Annotated in this window: 16 protein-coding genes and 1 riboswitch; of the genes, 8 read left to right on the forward strand and 8 right to left on the reverse strand. The window is 73.7% G+C overall.

What is annotated here, in order from left to right:
• Positions 1 to 18 precede the first annotated feature (18 nt).
• The 3 genes from ADL22_RS28395 to ADL22_RS28405 all read right to left on the reverse strand — a co-directional run bounded on the left by ADL22_RS28395 (position 19) and on the right by ADL22_RS28405 (position 3,301).
• Complete coding sequence (locus tag ADL22_RS28395) at positions 19 to 945, reverse strand: 1-phosphofructokinase family hexose kinase (protein ID WP_066985964.1); 927 nt, start codon at positions 943 to 945, stop codon at positions 19 to 21.
• A 197-nt stretch (positions 946 to 1,142) separates the two neighbouring features.
• Positions 1,143 to 2,369 carry an N-acetylglucosamine-6-phosphate deacetylase gene (nagA, locus tag ADL22_RS28400; protein ID WP_066985968.1) on the reverse strand — a complete coding sequence of 409 codons (1,227 nt, stop codon included), beginning with the start codon at positions 2,367 to 2,369 and terminating at the stop codon, positions 1,143 to 1,145.
• The gene (locus ADL22_RS28405; RefSeq protein ID WP_066985971.1) at positions 2,369 to 3,301 is read right to left on the reverse strand and encodes an ROK family protein; all 933 of its coding nucleotides are present in this window, start codon (positions 3,299 to 3,301) and stop codon (positions 2,369 to 2,371) included. The genes nagA and ADL22_RS28405 overlap by 1 nt, the downstream gene beginning before the upstream one ends.
• A 375-nt stretch (positions 3,302 to 3,676) precedes the next feature.
• Here ADL22_RS28405 and ADL22_RS28410 point away from each other — a divergent pair, with 375 nt between their 5' ends.
• The 3 genes from ADL22_RS28410 (at position 3,677) to otsB (ending at position 6,328) form a co-directional block, all read left to right on the forward strand.
• A complete protein-coding gene (locus ADL22_RS28410; RefSeq protein WP_199836396.1) occupies positions 3,677 to 4,897 on the forward strand; it encodes an extracellular solute-binding protein in 1,221 nt (406 codons plus the stop codon).
• 71 nt (positions 4,898 to 4,968) lie between these two features.
• Positions 4,969 to 5,235 carry a DUF3263 domain-containing protein gene (locus tag ADL22_RS28415; protein WP_066985977.1) on the forward strand — a complete coding sequence of 89 codons (267 nt, stop codon included), beginning with the start codon at positions 4,969 to 4,971 and terminating at the stop codon, positions 5,233 to 5,235.
• A gap of 112 nt (positions 5,236 to 5,347) precedes the next feature.
• On the forward strand, positions 5,348 to 6,328 hold the full coding sequence (otsB, locus tag ADL22_RS28420) for a trehalose-phosphatase (RefSeq protein WP_234430885.1): 981 nt from the start codon (positions 5,348 to 5,350) through the stop codon (positions 6,326 to 6,328).
• Here otsB and ADL22_RS28425 read toward each other — a convergent pair.
• The 4 genes from ADL22_RS28425 to ADL22_RS28440 form a co-directional block, all read right to left on the reverse strand.
• Positions 6,318 to 7,034 (reverse strand): hypothetical protein, encoded by a 717-nt coding sequence (locus ADL22_RS28425; protein WP_066985980.1) that lies wholly within the window; start codon positions 7,032 to 7,034, stop codon positions 6,318 to 6,320. The two genes, otsB and ADL22_RS28425, sit on opposite strands and share 11 nt — an antisense overlap.
• An 83-nt stretch (positions 7,035 to 7,117) precedes the next feature.
• A complete protein-coding gene (locus ADL22_RS28430; protein ID WP_234430886.1) occupies positions 7,118 to 8,218 on the reverse strand; it encodes a cytochrome c oxidase assembly protein in 1,101 nt (366 codons plus the stop codon).
• A gap of 73 nt (positions 8,219 to 8,291) precedes the next feature.
• On the reverse strand, positions 8,292 to 9,800 hold the full coding sequence (locus ADL22_RS28435; RefSeq protein ID WP_066985983.1) for an alpha,alpha-trehalose-phosphate synthase (UDP-forming): 1,509 nt from the start codon (positions 9,798 to 9,800) through the stop codon (positions 8,292 to 8,294).
• 77 nt (positions 9,801 to 9,877) lie between these two features.
• The gene (locus ADL22_RS28440) at positions 9,878 to 10,840 is read right to left on the reverse strand and encodes a glucosyl-3-phosphoglycerate synthase (RefSeq protein ID WP_066985986.1); all 963 of its coding nucleotides are present in this window, start codon (positions 10,838 to 10,840) and stop codon (positions 9,878 to 9,880) included.
• Between the two features lie 178 nt (positions 10,841 to 11,018).
• Positions 11,019 to 11,177: riboswitch (SAM riboswitch) on the forward strand.
• 17 nt (positions 11,178 to 11,194) lie between these two features.
• On the opposite strand from ADL22_RS28440, the gene thrC reads away from it, so the two are divergent.
• From thrC to groL, 4 genes are all read left to right on the forward strand, one after another.
• The gene (thrC, locus tag ADL22_RS28445) at positions 11,195 to 12,478 is read left to right on the forward strand and encodes a threonine synthase (RefSeq protein ID WP_199836397.1); all 1,284 of its coding nucleotides are present in this window, start codon (positions 11,195 to 11,197) and stop codon (positions 12,476 to 12,478) included.
• A 50-nt stretch (positions 12,479 to 12,528) separates the two neighbouring features.
• The gene (locus ADL22_RS28450) at positions 12,529 to 12,807 is read left to right on the forward strand and encodes a MoaD/ThiS family protein (protein WP_066985992.1); all 279 of its coding nucleotides are present in this window, start codon (positions 12,529 to 12,531) and stop codon (positions 12,805 to 12,807) included.
• Positions 12,808 to 13,310: 503 nt separating this feature from the next.
• Entirely contained in the window at positions 13,311 to 13,514 is a 204-nt protein-coding gene (locus tag ADL22_RS28455) for a cold-shock protein (RefSeq protein ID WP_004986573.1), read from the forward strand.
• A gap of 439 nt (positions 13,515 to 13,953) precedes the next feature.
• On the forward strand, positions 13,954 to 15,576 hold the full coding sequence (gene groL, locus ADL22_RS28460; RefSeq protein ID WP_066985995.1) for a chaperonin GroEL: 1,623 nt from the start codon (positions 13,954 to 13,956) through the stop codon (positions 15,574 to 15,576).
• A gap of 132 nt (positions 15,577 to 15,708) precedes the next feature.
• On the opposite strand, the gene ADL22_RS28465 is transcribed toward groL, so the two are convergent.
• Positions 15,709 to 16,935: an esterase/lipase family protein gene (locus ADL22_RS28465; RefSeq protein ID WP_066985997.1), complete on the reverse strand. Its 1,227-nt coding sequence runs from the start codon at positions 16,933 to 16,935 to the stop codon at positions 15,709 to 15,711.
• A gap of 810 nt (positions 16,936 to 17,745) precedes the next feature.
• Between ADL22_RS28465 and ADL22_RS36745 the strand changes: the two genes are divergently transcribed.
• A partial coding sequence (locus ADL22_RS36745; protein WP_267890210.1) for a DUF998 domain-containing protein occupies positions 17,746 to 18,705 on the forward strand: 960 nt, incomplete at its 3' end.

Below are 18,705 nucleotides of genomic sequence, written 5' to 3' on the forward strand. Positions count from 1 at the left end.
CCTGAGACCGGCCCGCGGCTACGCCCCCGGCCGGTCCGTGACCGTCACGCGCGGCAGCAGGTCCTCGTAGACCGCGGGGTCGAACTCGCCGGCGGCCGGGGCGCGTACGGTCGCGGCGGACAGGGCCACCGCGCGGCGCAGCCGGTCGGGCCAGGGGAGGCCCTCGACGAGTCCGGAGAGCAGGCCGGCCACCGCGGAGTCGCCGGCGCCGGTGGGGTTGCCGGCGAAGCGGCGCGGCGGGGCGGCCTGCCAGGCGCCGTCCGCGGTGACCGCGAGTATCCCGTCCGGGCCGAGCGAGGCGGCGACCGCGTGCGCGCCGCGGCGGCGGGCGTCCCGGGCGGCGCGCAGCGGCTCGGTGGAGCCGGTCAGCGCGGCGAGCTCCCCGGCGTTGGGCTTGGCGAGGTCGGGGCGGGCGGCCAGGCCGCGGCGCAGCGGTTCGCCGCTGGTGTCGAGCAGGACCGGGACGCCGGCCGCGCGGGCGGCGCGGGTCAGCCGGGCGTAGACGTCGACCGGCACGCCCGGCGGCAGGCTGCCGCAGAGCGCCACGGCCTCGGCGCCGGGCAGCAGTTCGCGGTAGGTGGCCAGGAACGCGTCCCATTCGGCGGGGGAGACGGTCGGGCCCGGTTCGTTGAGCTGGGTGGTGTCGCCGGTGGTGGTGTCCACGACGGCGACCGTGCGGCGGGTGGCGCCGCCGACCGGGACCAGCGCGTCGGTGACCGCGCTCTCCTGGGCGAGCAGGGCGCGCAGCGCCTCGCCGGTGCCGCCGCCCGCGAAGCCGGTGGCGACGGTGCGGTGGCCGAGCGCGGCCAGCACCCGGGCGACGTTCAGGCCCTTGCCGCCGGGGCGTTCGGTGGCCTCGGTGACGCGGTTGGTGGCGTGCGGGTGGAGCCGGGGGACGCGGTAGGTGAGGTCCAGGGCGGCGTTCAGCGTGACCGTGAGGATCATGGTCTCCCCTCCAGGAGGAGGCCGGCCGGACGGCCGTGGGTGACGGCACCGCGTTCCGCGGTGGCATACGGACAAGTGCGCGAGCGATCATGCCATCGCGGACGGCCGTAGGCCCAGACCCGGGTCGTTCGGCCCCCTAGGCCCCCGGGGTCCCGGCCGCCGGTGCGGCAGCCGGGCCCGGGGCGGGCCGGGAGCGGTCAGACGCCCGGCGGGCGCACCACCCAGGCGCCCCGCCGCATCACGCCGGCGACCTCGTAGCGGTCGTCCAGCACCACCAGGTCGGCGTCCTTGCCGGGCTCCAGGGAGCCGGTGCGGCCGTCGATGCCCAGCAGGCGGGCGGGGTTGGCGGACAGCGCCCGTACGGCCTGCTCGACGGTGAGCCCGTCGACGGTGACGGCCCGGCGGAAGGCACGGTCCAGGGTGAGCGTGGACCCGGCGATGGAGCCGGCGGTGGGGCCGTCGCTGATCCGGGCGACGCCGTCCTTGACCTCGACCCGCATCGGGCCGAGCGGATACATCCCGTCGCTCATCCCGGCCGCGCCCATCGCGTCGGTGATGAACGCGACCCGGCCGGCGCCCGCCTCGCGGAACGCCAACTGGAGCGCGGCGGGGTGCAGATGGGTCCCGTCGTTGATCAGCTCGACGGTGATCCGCTCGTCCTCCAGGAGCGCGGCGACCGGCCCGGGGGCGCGGTGGCCGAGCCCGGGCATGGCGTTGAAGAGGTGGGTGGCGACGGTGGCGCCGGCGTCGATGGCCTGCCGGGTGGCGTCGTAGCCGGAGTCGGTGTGGCCGATCGCGGCGATCACCCCGGCGTCGGCGAGCAGCCGTACGGACTCCAGGCCGCCGGGCAGCTCGGGGGCGAGGGTCATCATCACGGCGGTGCCGCGGGCGGCGCCGACCAGGCGGCGGACGTCGGCCGGGTCCGGGTCGCGCAGCAGCTCCGGCTGGTGGGCGCCGCAGCGGTGTGGGGAGATGAACGGGCCCTCGAAGTGGATCCCGGCCAGCTCGCCCTGCTGCACCAGCTCCGCCAGGACGGCGGCCTGCCGCGCCAGGTCGTCCAGTTCACCGGTGACGGTGGAGGCCGCCATCGAGGTGGTGCCGTGCCGGCGGTGGGTGGCGATGGCGGTCAGGCACTCCTCGGGGTCGGCGGAGGAGAACGAGCCGCCGCCCCCGCCGTGGACGTGCATGTCGACGAAGCCGGGGACGACCAGATAGCCGGTCAGGTCGGTGACGTGCGCCGCGCCGTCCCCGGGGCCGGGCGCCGCCGCGCGGTCCTCGTCCCGGCCGGCCACCGCGGCGATGCGGGTGCCCTCGACGGTGATCCGGGCGCCGTCGGCGACGCCGGAGGGGCGGGCGACCCGGGCACCGGCCAGCACGGTGCGCCCGCCCTCCGGGGCCCGTCCCGCGGACTGTTGGTGTGCCATCAGGCGGTTACCTCCGTTGCGAGAAGATCCCAGGCGAGCAGTCCCGCGCCCAGGCAGCCGGCGGCGTCCCCGAGGGCCGCCGGGACGATCGAGGGGAGCCGCTGGAAGGTGACGCGCCGGGCGACCGCCTCCCGCAGCGGGACGAACAGCGTGTCGCCGGCCTCGGCGAGCCCGCCGCCGATGATGACCGTCCGCGGGTCCAGCAGCGTCAGCCCCGTGACCAGGCCGTCCGCGAGCGCGTCCACGGCGTGCTGCCAGACCTCCCGGGCGCGCGTGTCGCCGGCCCGTACGGCCGCGGCGCACCCGTCGGCGCCGGCCTCCGGGTCGCCGCAGGCGGCGGCCCAGTCGCGGCCCACCGCGGCGGCCGAGGCCAGCGTCTCCAGGCAGCCGCGCCGGCCGCAGCCGCACTCCCGGCCGCCGGGCCGGACGGTGATGTGGCCGATCTCGCCGGCGCCGCCGTGCGCGCCCGCCTCGATCCGGCCGCCGATGCCGATCGCGCCGGCGATGCCCGTCCCGAGCGGGACGAAGAGGAAGCGGTCGGCGTCCCGGCCGGCGCCGATCCGGCCCTCGGCCAGGCCGCCGGCCCGGACGTCGTGGCCGAGCGCGACCGGCACGCCGCCGAGGCGTTCGGAGAGCAGGGACCGCAGCGGGACGTCGCGCCAGCCGAGGTTGGCGGCGTAGACGGCGGTGCCGGCGGCCTCGTCGACGATGCCGGGGACGGCGACGCCGGCGGCCGACGCGGTGGTGCCGAACCGCTCGCGGCCCAGATCGCGCAGCTCGGCGGCGAAGCCGAGGATCGAGGCGACCACGGCCTCCGGGCCGCGTTCGCGGCCGGTGGGGCGCCGGGCCTCGTGCAGCAGGGTGCCGTCCGCCCCGGCGAGGGCGGCCTTCATGCCGGTGCCGCCCACATCAAGGGCGATGACGTGTCTCACGGGGAACAGTGTCGCGCGATCCGCCGATAAAGGTCTAGTCCACTCACCGTGCCGCTCACCACGCGCCGCCCCGGCGGCCCTCCTGCCCGGATCCGGGCAGCCCGTACGCGCCGGTAGCCGCCGCCGCGCTCCCTGGCACACCGCCCCTGACCTGCGCAAGGGGCAGGCCGATACGGAATATGAATAGGGGGTGGTGTAGACCTTGTGGGGGACAATGGGGAGACTCGCTGTTCCCCGCCGATTCGAGGGCGATCCCCACGACGGCGGAGGGAAGACCCGCAAGCACGGAATTTTCGGGAACATCAGCACAAAGGGGCGGTAATAGCGGTGCGACGGCGGTACGTGAGCCTGGCGGCGGCGGGACTCGCCGCGACCATGACACTGACTCTTACCGGCTGCGGCGGTGGCGCCGGCAGCGGCGTCACCCTGACCCTGGTCGCCGCCGACTACGGCGACAGCAGCGAGGCCAACAGCTCCCGGCACTACTGGGACGGCGTGGTGCACGACTTCGAGGAGAGCAACCCCGGCATCAAGGTCGACGTCAAGGTCTACAGCTGGACCGACGTCGACAAGAAGGTCGAGGACCTCGTCAAGGCCGGCAAGGCCCCCGACATGGCGCAGATCGGCGCGTACGCCGACTACGCCGCGCACGGCAAGCTCTACAGCGCCGACGACCTGCTCTCCATCCCCGTCCAGGCCGACTTCGAGCCGTCCCTCGCGGAGGCCGGCGAATACCAGCGGCGCCAGTACGGCATGCCCTTCGGCGCCAGCACCCGGCGGCTCTTCTACAACAAGAAGCTCTTCTCCCAGGCCGGCATCACCACCCCGCCGCAGAACTGGAACGACATCGTCAGCGACGCCCAGGCGCTGAAGGCCCACGGTGTGAAGATCCCCTTCGCGCTGCCGCTCGGCCCGGAGGAGACCCAGGCCGAGACGCTGGAGTGGATGCTCGCCGGAGGCGGCGGTTACACCGACCAGATCGGCAAATACACCATCAACTCGCCCGAGAACGTGAAAACGTTCGAGTGGCTGCAGAAGAACCTCGTCGGCAAGGGCCTCACCGGCACCGACCCCGCCAAGCTCAACCGCGAGGACGCCTTCGCCGCCTTCACCGCCGGCGACGTCGGCATGCTCAACGGCCACCCCACCCTGATGAAGCGCGCCGAGGACAAGGGCATCGACTACGGCACCGTCGAACTCCCCGGCACCAACGGCAAGGCCAAGGCCACCATGGGCGTCGCCGACTGGATGATGGCCTTCAAGCAGAACGGCCACCGCACCGAGATCGGCAAATTCCTGGACTTCGTCTACAGCAAGAAGAACGTCCTGAAGTTCTCCGCCGACTACAACCTCCTCCCGGTCACCACCTCCGCCTCCCAGGCGATGCTCGCCGACAACCGCTTCAGCAAGCTCCACGGCTTCCTCGAACAGCTCCCCGACGCCGCGTTCTACCCGTCCGACAAGACGTCCTGGCCGATGGTCTCCAAGACCATCAAGGCCCGGATGGGCGCCGCGGTCGGCCCGCGCGGCAACCCCTCCGCGACCCTGACCGACATCCAGAACATGGCGGACACCGCCGACAACGCCGCCGAGTAGCGGCCCCGGCGGTGGGCTTATCGTGGAAAACGTGACGGCGTGGACAACGTGACGAGGGACGGCGGAGCGCGATGACGGACGGCACCGGCGGCGACCCCGGCGGCGGCACCGGCCCGGGCCTCTCCGCCCGCGACGAGGCGGTGCTCGCCGTCGAACGCCGCTCCTGGCCCGGCCCCGGCGCCAAGGAGCGCGCCATCCGCGAACAGCTCGGCATCTCCCCGACCCGCTACTACCAGCTCCTCAACGCCCTCCTCGACGACCCCCGGGCGCTGGAGCACGACCCGGTGACGGTCAACCGTCTGCGCCGCGTACGGGAGGCGCGCCGGGCGCGCCGCTGAACGGGGCGGGCGCGCCGCTGCCCCGCCCCCGGGGGCCGCCGCGCGCGCCCCGGCGGCGCGGTGCCCCCGTACACCCGGCGTGCGCCCGTGCCGCGCCGGTAGGGTCGGGGCCATGGGCACCCCGAACGCCGCACCGGACCACGAACCGGCGCCGGACCCCGCGCCGGCGCTCCCCGCCGTCCCGCTTCCGGACACCCCCGCCGGCCGCGAGGGCCTCACCGCCCTCCTGGCCCACCCCGAACGGGCCGTCGTCGCCCTCGACTTCGACGGCACCCTCGCCGACATCGTCCCCGACCCGGCCAAGGCCCGCGCCCACCCCGGCGCGCCCGAGGCCCTCGCCCGGCTCGCGCCGCACCTGCGCGCGGTCGCGGTGATCACCGGCCGCCCGGCCGCGGTCGCCGTCCGCCTCGGCGGCTTCGACGGCCTGCCGGGCCTCGACCACCTCGCCGTCCTCGGCCACTACGGCGCCGAGCGCTGGGACGCCGCCACCGGCGCCCTGCACGCCCCCGCCCCGCACCCGGGCGTCGCCGCCATACAGGCCGAACTCCCCGGCGTCCTGCACCGCTCCGGCGTCTGGCACGGCACCTGGGTCGAGACCGCCATCGAACGCAAGGGCGGCCGCGCCATCGCCGTCCACACCCGCCGCGCCGCCGACCCCCAGCGCGCCTTCGAGCAGCTGCGGGAACCCCTCACCGCGCTCGCCGAACGCCACGGCCTGATCGTGGAACCGGGCCGGCTGGTGCTGGAACTGCGCCCGCCCGGCATGGACAAGGGCGTCGCGCTCGCCGAGTGGATCGAGGAGACCGGCGCCGCGTCCGTCCTCTACGCCGGGGACGACCTCGGCGACCTCGCCGCCTTCGCCGCCGTGGAGAAGCTGCGGTCCGACGCGATGGGCGGCGTACTGGTGTGCAGCGGCAGCAGCGAGGTCACCGAACTCGCCGACCGCGCCGACCTGGTCGTGGACGGCCCGGCGGGCGTGGTGGCGCTGCTCCACGCCCTCGCCGACCGGATCGAGCACCGGCCGGACCCGGGCGCGAGCGGTGCGGCGGACGCCGGGCCGTCACCGGAGGAGAGCGGGCCGGCTAGTCCTTGAGGCCGAGGGAGGACAGCGCCGTCGTCCAGTCGTGCGCTATGGCCTGCTGCGCCTTGGCGAGGTCGGCCTTGCCGGAGCAGACGGCGGCCTTGAGCTTGTTCTCCACGCCGTCCTTGGGGTTGTTGGGCCCGGCGCCCGGCTTGTGCCCCGGGGACGGCGGCTCGACCCAGAGATTGCGCGGGTCGTTCGGGTCGCCGCCCAGCTGAAGGCTGATGAGGTGGTCGTACTCGGCGTCGTGCAGCGAGCCGGTGTAGCCGTAGGACTTGGCGTTGGCGGTCTTCTCGCGGCCGGTGATGCTCACCGGCGGCCGGATGTCCTTGGTGTAGCCGCTGCGGCAGATCGTGGTCTTCAGGGTCTGCGGGGTGACCTTCGGATTGGTCGCCCCGGGGGTGCACTTGGGGTCGGGCAGCGGCTGCTGGTCGGCGGTGTGGCGGACGTGGCAGGTGCCGGGGGCGGGCTGCTTCTGGACCGTGTACGCCGCCTGCGGGCCGGGGCCGACGGGTATCGCGCCGGAAGAACCGGAGGACCCAGCCGAACCGGACGAACCGGACGAAGCCGAGGCGGACGACGGCCCGGACGGCGGGGTGCCGCCCTTCGGGTCGCCGCCGCCCTTGCCGGACGAGCACCCGGCGACCGCGGTCGCCAGGACGGTGACGGCCGCGACCGCGGCCCACCGTGCGGAGTTGGACCGTGCGGTGAATGCCATGGACAAGGACTACCCCGCTCCGCCCCGCCCCAGGCACGGCAACAGGCGTACGCGGAACCACTCGTACGGGTGATGCGACGGGACTAGCGCCCCCGCCGGAAGCGCTCGCCGACCTGCCCCTGGTCGGTCTCCCACCAGGGCCGCGTCAACTCCGGGCCCGGAACGGCCGCTTCCGGGCCGGTGACCGCCGCACCGCCGGCCGCCGCACCACTGACCGCCGTACCGGTGGCCACCGCCCCGGAAGCCGCCGCCCCGGCCCCTTCCCCCAGCTCCCGGTCCAGCCGGGCGTCCAGCGCCGCCGTCTTCCGCCGCTCGTCCCGCACCCACTCCACGAACACCGCGAGCAGGAACGGCAGCCCCACCAGCTCGGCGATGGTCAGCATCAGCCCGCCGCCGATCATCTGGTCCTGCTGCGGGCTCGGATCCCACGGCCGGTGCCGGGCCGCGTACCAGCCGCCCGCGATCAGCGTCCCGCTGGTCATCACCACGATCCCGGGCACGGCGTCCACCAGCCCGTCCACCAGGACCAGCAGCGCCCGCACCGGATGGCTGCACCACGACGGCAGCAGCTCCTCCCGGGTGAGCATCGGCAGGACGAACAGGCTGCCGGTGACCAGCAGCTGGAGGTACATCAGCTCGTGCACCGGCCCGTGCCGCAGCGCCGTGGGGAAGTACGGCGTGAAGTAGACCGCCAGCTCGGAGGAGAGCACCAGGACCGTGCTGACCAGCGGGAACGTCAGGAAGCGGACGAGCTTGCCGGAGACCGCGGCGCGCAGCCACCGGGCCGCCCGCCGCTGTGGCGGCAGCGCCCGCAGCGCCAGCGACAGCGGATCGCCGAGCGCCAGGCCCAGCGGCGCGATGAGGTCGAGCACGATGTTCTGCACCGCGGCCGGCCAGAACAGCTCGTGGTCGTAGACCGCCAGCCCCGACATCGTCGCCACCGCGATCGCGCCCAGCCCCAGCCCGGCGAACGCCACCGTCCGCGCCACCGGCCAGCGCTCCCCCCGCCGCGCCAGCCGCACCGCGCCCCAGGCGTACAGGCCGCCCAGGAGAAGGATCAGCGCGAGCGCGTACGGGTCGGCGCGCCAGGCGCCGATCAGATGCCCGGCGGTCGGCTCGGGCAGGCCGGCCGCGCCGGTGGCGGCGGCCGCCGCCGTGGTGGTGGCGAGCAGGGAAACGGTCACGGACCACCACGCTAGACCCGCCCCGGAACGATCTACCGCCGGGGCACCCGCCAAGGCCCGCCGGGCCCGCCGCTCACCCGGTGAGCGCCCGCAGCTGGTCCAGGAACCACCGCGCCGGCGGCAGCGCCGTCGCCGCCGCGGCCAGCCGGGCGCTGCGCGCCGCCCGCTCCCCGTCCGGCATGGTCAGCGCCGTGTGCAGCGCCTGCGCGGTCTGCGCCACGTCGTACGGATTGACCTCCAGCGCGTCCGCGCCCAGCTCCTCCCACGCCCCGGCCTCCCGGGACAGCACCAGCGCGCACCCCGCGTCGGCGACCACCGGCACCTCCTTGGCGACGAGGTTCATCCCGTCCCGGATCGGGTTGACCAGCGCCACGTCCGCCAGCCGGTACGCCGCCAGCGACCGCGCGAAATCGTCCTTGACGTGCAGCACCACCGGCTGCCAGTCCGCCGTCCCGAAGTCCGCGTTGATCTCCCCGGCGACCCGGGACACCTCGGCGGTGTACTCGCGGTAGACGGCCAGGTCCTGCCGCGAGGGGTAGGCGAACGCCAGGTGCACCACCCGGCCGCGCCACTCGGGGCGGTCCGCCAGCAGCCGCCGGTACGCCAGCAGCCCGCGCACGATGTTCTTCGACAGCTCCGTCCGGTCCACCCGGACGATCACCTTCCGGTCGCTGCCGCCGATCTGCTCCCGCAGCGCCGCCATCCGCTCCTCGACGTCCGGCCGCCGCGACCGCTCCCGCAGGAAGTCCCCGTCCGCGCCCAGCCCGTGCACCCCGATCAGCGTCCGGCGCCCGCCGCCCTCCGGCGCGACCGCGAGCACATCGGGCGTGTCCGGCCCCGGCCGGTCCACCGCGTACTCCGGGCCCAGCGTCCGCTCGCAGCACACCGCGAACGCCTCCGCCCACCGCGCGGTCAGGAAATTCGCCCGGTCGGCGCCCAGCATGCCCAGCAGCAGCTGCCGCCGCACGTCGTCGGGCAGCATCGCGAAGTACTCCGGCGGCGCCCACGGCGTGTGCGAGAAGTGCGCGATCCGCAGATCCGGCCGCCGCTCCCGCAGCAGCCCCGGGACCAGCGCCAGGTGGTAGTCCTGCACCAGCACCGCCGCCCCCGGGCTCGCGGCCTCCGCCAGCGCGTCCGCGAACGCCGCGTTGTACGCCTCGTACGCCGCCCACTCGGCCCGGAAATCCGCGTCGAACACCGGCTCCAGCGGCGTCTGGTACAGCATGTGGTGCACGAACCACAGCACCGAATTGGCGATGCCGTTGTACGCCGCGGTGTGCACGTCCGCCGGGATGTCCAGCATCCGCACCCGCTGGCCGCCGGTGTCCGCCGCGGCCAGCAGACCGCCAAAGCGCCGCACCGCCTCCCGGTCGCCCTCCCCGAGCGCCGCGCACACCCACACCGCGTCCGTCTCGGGGCCGATCGCCGAGAGGCCGGACACCAGCCCCCCGCCGCCCCGTTTGGCGGTCAGCTCACCGCCCTCACCCAGGGTGTACGACACCGGTCCGCGGTTGGAGGCCACGAGGACTTCCGCACCCGGCTGGACCGCACTGCTGCGCTCGGAGACCGTCTCGGAGACCATGCCGCGACACTAACCCGTCACCGACCCGCGCAAACGTGCGGAACGTCCCTTTCCGGCCGCCCGCTCGGACCGCCCTCTCAGGCCGCCCGCCGCTCCGCGTACTCCGGCACCTCCGCCATCGGCGGCCGCTCCTCGGTGTCCACCGCCGTCGTCCGCGGGACGAAACCGCGCTCCCCGCGCTCGAACTGCGTCAGCCGCGGCCGCACCAAATGGCCGCGCGCCAGCCGGAGTTGGGCGGTGCGGTAGATCGCCGCGGCCATCCGGCCGAGCGCCTGGCCGCCCTGGTGGCGGTGCCTGCGCACGCCCACGTCCACCTGCGCCAGCGCGTCCAGCCCCACCGTGTGCAGCGCGTCCACCAGCAGCCCCAGCTCGACGCCGTACCCCACCGGGAACGGCAGCCGCTCCAGCAGCGAGCGGCGCGCCGCGTACTCCCCGCCCAGCGGCTGCACGAAACCGGCCAGCTGCGGCCAGTGCAGATTCAGCAGCGGCCGCGCCACCAGCTCCGTCACCCGCCCGCCCTGGCCCGCCGCGGCCCCGCCCGCCCCGGTCTCCAGCGGCCGGTCGTACATCGCCTTGACGAACTGGACCTCCGGATCGGTCAGCAGCGGCCCCACGATCCCCGAGACGAACGCCGGCGAGAACTCCCGCAGATCGGCGTCCACGAAGCAGACGATGTCCCCGCCGGTCACCAGCAGCGAGCGCCACAGCACCTCGCCCTTGCCGGGCACCGCCGGGATCCGGGGCAGCACCGCGTCCCGGTGGACGACCCGCGCCCCGGCCGCTGCGGCGACCTCCGCGGTGCGGTCGGTGGAGCCCGAGTCCAGCACCACCAGCTCGTCGACCAGCGGCACCTCCGCGGTCATCAGGTCGGCCCGGATCGCCGCGGCGATCGCGCCGACCGTCGCCTCCTCGTTCAGCGCGGGCAGCACCACGCTGACCGTGTGGCCCGTACGGCGCTTGGCCTCCAGCAGCTGCTCCAGGGGGCGGTCCGCGGCGGACCAGGAGCGGGCGGCCAGCCAGCGCTCCACTTCTTCCAGCACGTCTACGACTCTCCTCGGTGGACCCCGCACTCAAGGGCCCGCTCTGTGATCCATCTCGCGGATCGGACGACCTGTCTCCACTGTCAGTGCCTTCGGTTACAGTCTTGAACAACGCGGAGGACCGGCGCATGCCGGGGTCACCGCGCGACAAACGCCTGGGCCCCGCCCAGTGCCATACCGCTCATCCAGAGGGGCAGAGGGATACGGCCCGTTGAAGCCCCGGCAACCCTCCAGCCGGTCTCCGCCGCAGGCACAGCACGTTGCGCGCGCGAGGCTCCCGGCTAGGGAAGGTGCCAATTCCGTCTCACGGCGAGATGCGCCGTGAGGAAGATGAGGAGAAAGGGCCTCGCCTCCATGGCTGTGCAAGCAACCGAATCCGCTCCCGCCACCGCCCCCGCCCTCGGTCCCGCCGTCGCGCTCTCCTGCCGCGAGTGCGGGCAGCGCTTCCCGCTCGGCCCGATCTTCGCGTGCCAGGAGTGTTTCGGCCCGCTGGAAGTCGCCTACGAGCTTCCCGAAGGCGACCCCGAGGAGCTGCGCAAGCGGATCGAGGCCGGACCCGCCAACATCTGGCGGTACGCCCCGCTGCTGCCCGTCCCCGCCGACGTGGCCGACAAGCCCAACCTCAACCCCGGCTTCACCAAGCTCGTCAAGGCCGACCGCCTCGCCGCCGAGCTCGGCGTCACCGGCGCCCTGTACGTCAAGGACGACTCCGGCAACCCCACCCACTCCTTCAAGGACCGGGTCGTGGCGATCGCCGTCGAGGCCGCCCGCGCCTTCGGCTTCACCACCCTCTCCTGCTCCTCCACCGGCAACCTCGCCGGCGCGGTCGGCGCCGCGGCGCGCCGCGCGGGCTTCAAGTCCTGCGTGTTCATCCCGCACGACCTGGAGGCCGGCAAGGTCGTCATGGCCGCGGTCTACGGCGGCGACCTGGTCGCCATCGACGGCAACTACGACGACGTCAACCGCTTCTGCTCCGAGCTCATCGGCGACCCGCTCGGCGAGGGCTGGGGCTTCGTCAACGTCAACCTCCGCCCCTACTACGGCGAGGGCTCCAAGACACTGGCCTACGAGATCTGCGAGCAGCTGGGCTGGAAGCTGCCCGACCAGCTGGTCATCCCGATCGCGTCCGGCTCCCAGCTCACCAAGATCGACAAGGGGCTGAAGGAGCTGATCGCCCTCGGCCTCGTCGAGGACAGGCCCTACAAGATCTTCGGCGCCCAGGCCGAGGGCTGCTCGCCGGTGTCCGCGGCCTTCAAGGCCGGCCACGACGTGGTCCGGCCGCAGAAGCCCGCCACCATCGCCAAGTCGCTGGCGATCGGCAACCCCGCCGACGGCCCGTACGTCCTCGACATCGCGCGCCGCACCGGCGGCGCCGTCGAGGACGTCACCGACCCGCAGATCGTGGACGCGATCGGGCTGCTGGCCCGTACGGAGGGGATCTTCGCGGAGACCGCGGGCGGGGTGACCGTCGGCGTCACCCGGAAGCTCATCGAGAACGGCGTCCTGGACCCGTCGCTGACCACCGTCGTGCTGAACACCGGCGACGGTCTGAAGACGCTGGACGCCGTCTCCGCCGGGCCCACCGCCACCATCCGGCCGGACCTCGACGCCTTCCGCGCCGCCGGCCTGGCCGGCTGAGCCCCGCCGCCCCCCGAAAACCCGATCAGCCAGCCCTGGAGGCAGCAACCATGAGCGTGAAGGTCCGCATCCCCACCATCCTGCGCACGTACACCGGCGGCGCGGCCGAGGTCACCGCCGACGGCGCGACCCTGGCCGAGGTGATCGCCGACCTGGAGAAGAACCACCAGGGCATCGCGGCCCGCGTGCTGGACGACACCGGCAAGCTCCGCCGCTTCGTGAACGTCTACGTCAACGACGACGACGTGCGCTTCGAGCAGGGCCTGGAGACCGCCACGCCGGACGGCGCGGGCGTGTCGATCATCCCGGCGGTCGCCGGAGGCTGCTGACACGGGGGCGCGCCGGTCCGGGCGCCCGCCGCCCGCCGCGCGCCGTGACCGCGCGCTGCCCGCCGCGCGCCGATCGAATTCGCGCCAACTCTTCCCCGGCAGTGACCGGAAATTGCCCCGTCCGTACGAAACGGACGGGGCAATTCCGTGTCGTGAAAGGGGATACCATGGGGGTGATCCCCCTCCGGTTATCTCCGCGCGCATGCCGAACGCATATGAGATCGCGGAGACTTGTGCGCAAGTTGTGTGCGCGTTTTGTCGTTTATGCGGCCTATTCCCGGCCCGACTTGGCCCGCGATAGCGGATTTATGCATATACGGCCGTTTCTTCGGCGCCAGAATTCTCGTCCGATTGACCTGTTGCGCTGGGCAGTGGTCCAGATACATTCAGCGGCGGTCGACGCGTTCCGGCGCACACCCCACGGACCATTCCCGGGGGGTGAGGTCTGACCCGGGTCCGCGGAGTGCGGTCCTGCGCAAGGGCCAGTAATAGGGGAGTTAGGCATGGCTCAGGGCACCGTCAAGTGGTTCAACGCGGAGAAGGGCTACGGCTTCATCGCGGTCGACGGTGGTGCGGATGTTTTCGTCCACTACAGCGCGATCCAGATGGACGGGTACCGCACCCTTGAGGAGGGTCAGCGGGTCGAGTTCGAGATCTCGCAGGGCCAGAAGGGGCCACAGGCGGACATGGTCCGGGTCACCGCCTGAGGCGGCGGCCGACCGCATCGTCGGGCACAGGGCCCGCGACCCCCGAAGACGGGGTCGCGGGCCCTGTGCTGTTCCCGCGCGGCGCGCCGGCCCCGGACGCCGTTCCGGCAGGCGGCCCCGTTCCCTGGTGCGGGGCCGTTCCCGTACGCGCCGCAGGCCCCGGACGCCGCGCCCGCCGGGGGGCCGCGCCCGCGCGCGCCGAGGGGCCGCACCTTGCACTCGAGGGTGCCGAGTGCTAATCATTGCGTTAGCACTCTCCGAGTGAGAGTGCTGAATGTGGACCGGGTCGGTGAGGCCCGCAGCCAGGTGGGGCAAGGAACCGCCCGGTTTGCAGGCCGTCCGTCGCGGGCGCCAGCGCGGTCCGGAGCTTTCACTCCCCCAAGCTCTCAGCTTGCTTCGAGCAGGGGGTACCCCCATCAGTCCGGAGGGACCACTTCACATGGCCAAGATCATCGCGTTCGACGAGGAGGCGCGGCGCGGCCTTGAGCGCGGTATGAACCAGCTCGCCGACGCCGTCAAGGTCACCCTCGGCCCCAAGGGCCGCAACGTCGTCCTTGAGAAGAAGTGGGGCGCCCCCACGATCACCAACGATGGTGTCTCCATCGCCAAGGAGATCGAGCTGGAGGACCCGTACGAGAAGATCGGCGCCGAGCTGGTCAAGGAGGTCGCGAAGAAGACGGACGACGTCGCCGGTGACGGCACGACGACCGCGACCGTCCTGGCCCAGGCGCTGGTCCGCGAGGGCCTGCGCAACGTCGCCGCCGGCGCCAACCCGATGGCCCTGAAGCGCGGTATCGAGAAGGCCGTCGAGGCCGTCTCCGGTGCCCTGCTCGACCAGGCCAAGGAGATCGAGACCAAGGAGCAGATCGCTTCCACGGCCTCCATCTCGGCCGCCGACCCGCAGATCGGCGAGCTGATCGCCGAGGCGATGGACAAGGTCGGCAAGGAAGGCGTCATCACCGTCGAGGAGTCCCAGACCTTCGGTCTGGAGCTGGAGCTCACCGAGGGTATGCGCTTCGACAAGGGCTACATCTCGGCGTACTTCGCGACCGACATGGAGCGCATGGAGGCCGCCCTCGAGGACCCGTACATCCTCATCGTCAACTCCAAGATCGGCAACGTGAAGGACCTGCTGCCGCTCCTGGAGAAGGTCATGCAGTCCGGCAAGCCGCTGCTGATCATCGCCGAGGACGTCGAGGGCGAGGCCCTGTCCACCCTGGTCGTCAACAAGATCCGCGGCACCTTCAAGTCCGTCGCGGTCAAGGCCCCCGGCTTCGGTGACCGCCGCAAGGCCATGCTCGGCGACATCGCCATCCTCACCGGTGGCACCGTCATCTCCGAGGAGGTCGGCCTCAAGCTCGAGAACGCCGGTCTCGACCTGCTCGGCCGCGCCCGCAAGGTCGTCATCACCAAGGACGAGACCACCATCGTCGACGGTGCCGGCGACAGCGAGCAGGTCCAGGGCCGGGTCAACCAGATCCGCGCCGAGATCGAGAACAGCGACTCGGACTACGACCGCGAGAAGCTCCAGGAGCGCCTGGCGAAGCTGGCCGGCGGCGTCGCCGTCATCAAGGCCGGTGCCGCCACCGAGGTGGAGCTCAAGGAGCGCAAGCACCGCATCGAGGACGCCGTCCGCAACGCGAAGGCCGCCGTCGAGGAGGGCATCGTCGCCGGTGGTGGCGTGGCCCTGCTGCAGGCTTCCTCGGTCTTCGAGAAGCTGGAGCTGGACGGCGACGAGGCCACCGGTGCCGCCGCCGTCAAGCTGGCCCTGGAGGCCCCGCTGAAGCAGATCTCCGTGAACGCCGGCCTCGAGGGCGGCGTCATCGTGGAGAAGGTGCGCAACCTCACCCCGGGCCACGGCCTGAACGCCGCGACCGGCGAGTACGTCGACATGATCGCCGAGGGCATCATCGACCCGGCGAAGGTCACGCGCTCCGCGCTGCAGAACGCCGCCTCCATCGCGGCGCTGTTCCTCACCACCGAGGCCGTCATCGCCGACAAGCCGGAGAAGGCCGCCGCGGCCGCTCCGGGCGGCATGCCGGGCGGTGACATGGACTTCTGATCCGCCTGTTCCTGGCTGATCACGTCCATCGCGTCCGCCGGGGCGGTTCCCCTCTTGGAGGGGGGCCGCCCCGGCGGCGTTTTCCGGGGCCGGGGCGGGCCGTCGCTGCGGAAGCTGCGTCCCCTACGGCCGCTACGGCAGGCGGTCCAGGAGCCAGGTGGAGAGCTCCTCGGTGATCAGGGTGTGCCCCTCGTTCTGCGACGCGAGCACGAACTCGTCCAAGGGGCTCTCCTCCGGCGGCAGTTCGTCGATCGCGGCGTAGAGGTCCGCGGCGGTGTCCGGCTCGCGGATGGCGACGGCGCTGACGGCCGGTACGAAGCAGTGCTCGCGGACCGGGTTCTCCACGCCGTAGCCCAGCAGGACGAGCTTGTTGAGCGTGTCGGCGAGGATGCCGAAACCCTCCAGCGTGCCGCCGGGCGCGCCGTCGAACGCCGGCAGATGGTCCGTCCGCACCTCCTTGGCGGGCGGCGGGGTGACCACCCGCAGCCTGGCCACCAGGCGGGCATCGCCCTCGGATTGCGTGAGCAGCTCCGTACCGGCGACGGCCAGGCCCTTGCCGATGACGGCCGGGACGCCGGGGCGGATGCCGTTGCCGGAGCCGTCGCCCGGCCCGTTGGCGAGGGCCAGCAGCCGGGGCCGCCGGGGCCAGTCGCCGACCTCCGCCAGCCGCGCCAGGAACTCCGTGCGCAGCGGGCTGACCGCCGGCTTGTCGTCCCAGTCGGCGATATGGCGCCAGAGCAGCTGCTGGGCCGCCGGACTGTTGATCTGCCGCGAGAAGCCCGCGTTGATCCTCTTGATGTAGTGCGCGAACGCCTGGAGCGCGATCGGGATCCACGCGCCCGTGTGCGGGCTGTCGTACGAGAAGTACACCGCGGTCTGGTGGTCGATCCGCTCCGCCTCCATCCTGGCGAGCGCGTACCGGGTGACCAGGCCGCCCATGCTGAAGCCGCCGACCGTCAGGGGATGGCCGCCGACGCGCCGGGCGATCGCCTCCAGGACTGCCGCGGTGGCCACCGTGGCGTTGTCGAGGATCGAGGCGCTGCGCTCGTCGTAGCCGACCAGGACGACGTCCCGGCCGCGCCGCCGCAGTTCGCTGATCAGCGGGAACGGGCCGCGTTCGAAATGCTCCCAGGACAGGTCGAGGTCGCTGGGCCCGGAGTTGAAACCGTCCGCCAGCAGAACGGGCCGGGTCAGATGGCGGTTGCCCTCCCCGAAATAGACCCAGGCGGTGCCGCCCGGCAGATTCCACGTCTCACCGGGCGGCGGCGCCTCCGCGGCCGCGGCCCGCGGGCCGGCCCCCAGAAGAATCGGCGCCGCGGCGCGCAGTGCTTCGGCGGCTTGGTTTTCGGGGGTGGTCATGGGGGCTCCTTTGGTGGCTGGCTGGCGGCTGCTTGATTTGCGGGTGTGACGAGGTGGGGGGGCGGCCGTGGCGGGGCTGGTCGCGGAAGCGGATGGGGCGGGCTGCGAGGTGGGGCGCGGCCGAGGTGGCCCCGTCTGCGACTCCGGTCGCGCTGCGGCGCCCCGCTCCCCACGCTCGGTTCCGTCCCACGCCCTGTTCCGCCCCGACGAGGCAACGACAGCCGCCGTCCCGACGAGGCAACGGCAGCCGCCGTCCCGACGAGGCAACGACAGTCGCGTTCCGACGAGGCGATGACGGTTGCGTTCCGACGAGGCAATGACAACTGTCCGACGACGCTCCGCACCAGTCCGTAAGCAGCCAGTCACGTTCGCCGCTATACGGAAGCGTGATCACCGGCCGACCGGAATTGCCGCATTGCCCGCGTGAACGCACGATCCCGCGACCGGACCTGCGCGCCATCCGGCCGAGCGCCGGTCGTCCGCGCGCCTCCCCGCGCTCCAAACCCGCTGCCGGAAATGGCGTGATCACGCGGGCAGGGGAGGCGGTTGCGCCGGACGGGTGACGTCCCGGCGCGCCTCCGCCCGGCGCGCCAATGGAGCGGGACCCGCCGGGGAGACCCTTCGCACTGGGCCCTGGCGTCACACACCCGCCGTCCGCCCGTAGGGCGTGCCCGGGAAACCTCCCGGCGCGCACCCGGGAGGGCACGCCCGGCGGCACCCCCTGGCGCGCGCCGGGGGAGCGCCGGACGGCGGGCGGGAGTGCGACGCACGGGCCCAGGCCACCGCCCCCCACCGGAACAGGACCCACCCGTGCCGAACGTCCCCCACACCACGACGCCCGGTGCCCGCACCGCCTACGACCCCGTGGTCCAGCCCACCACCCGCTACGCCGGAAGGGAGGCGGCGGCAGCGGTCCTCTTCGCCGCCGCCGCGCTGCTCTACAACTGGTGGCTGCTGGAAGCCGTACTGCCCACCGGCCTCGACCCCCGCCACTCCTACGTCAGCGAGCTCTACGCCGCCGACCAGCCCTTCCGCACCCTCCTCGGCGGCCTGGAGAGCGGCTGCGCGGTCCTGGTCATCGCCGGCGCCCTGCTCGCCCGGAGCACCCCGTGCGGCCACGGGCCGTGGGCCCGCGCCGGCTGGCTCTGCCTGGCCGGCCTGGGGCTGTCCTCCCTGGCCGACGTCCTCCTCCCCATGAGCTGCGCCCCCTCCGTGGAACGCGGCTGCGAGGCCGTCCACCCCTGGCACACCGCCACCAGCGCGTTCGCCCACTTCTTCGTCTTCGCCTCGATGGCCGCCCTCAGCCGGGCCGCCGTGCAGGGGCCCCGGATGCCGCTGGTCCGCCGCTGGGGGCCGCGCGTGCTGGCCCTGGCGCTGCCCGCCGCCGTCCTGACCGTCGGCCCGCTCGTCGGCCACCCGGGCTGGCACGGCATCCCGCAGCGCGCCCATCTGACGCTGGTGGGCGTGTGGTTCGGCCTGCTCGCCACGGACCTGGCCCGCTCGGCCCGCAGCCGGCGCCGCTGGTCGGGCCGCTGGGACGGCCAGTGGGAAAAGTACGTAGAGGGCCTCCGCCGCGCCTGCCGCACCACCCCGGCGGTCCAGGAGCCGGGCGGGGCCGGTGGCCAGGGACCGGGCGGGGCCGGTGGGCGCGAACCGGGCGGGGCCGGTGACCTGAAACCGGGCGGGGCCGGTGGGTACGACGCCGGCATGCCCGGCGGCCGGGAGGACGGCCCGCCTGGGCGGCGCGACGGGGGCGGGCATGGGCGGCGC

This window comes from Streptomyces sp. NRRL F-4489 (genome assembly GCF_001509485.1).
GTDB lineage: Bacteria > Actinomycetota > Actinomycetes > Streptomycetales > Streptomycetaceae > Streptomyces.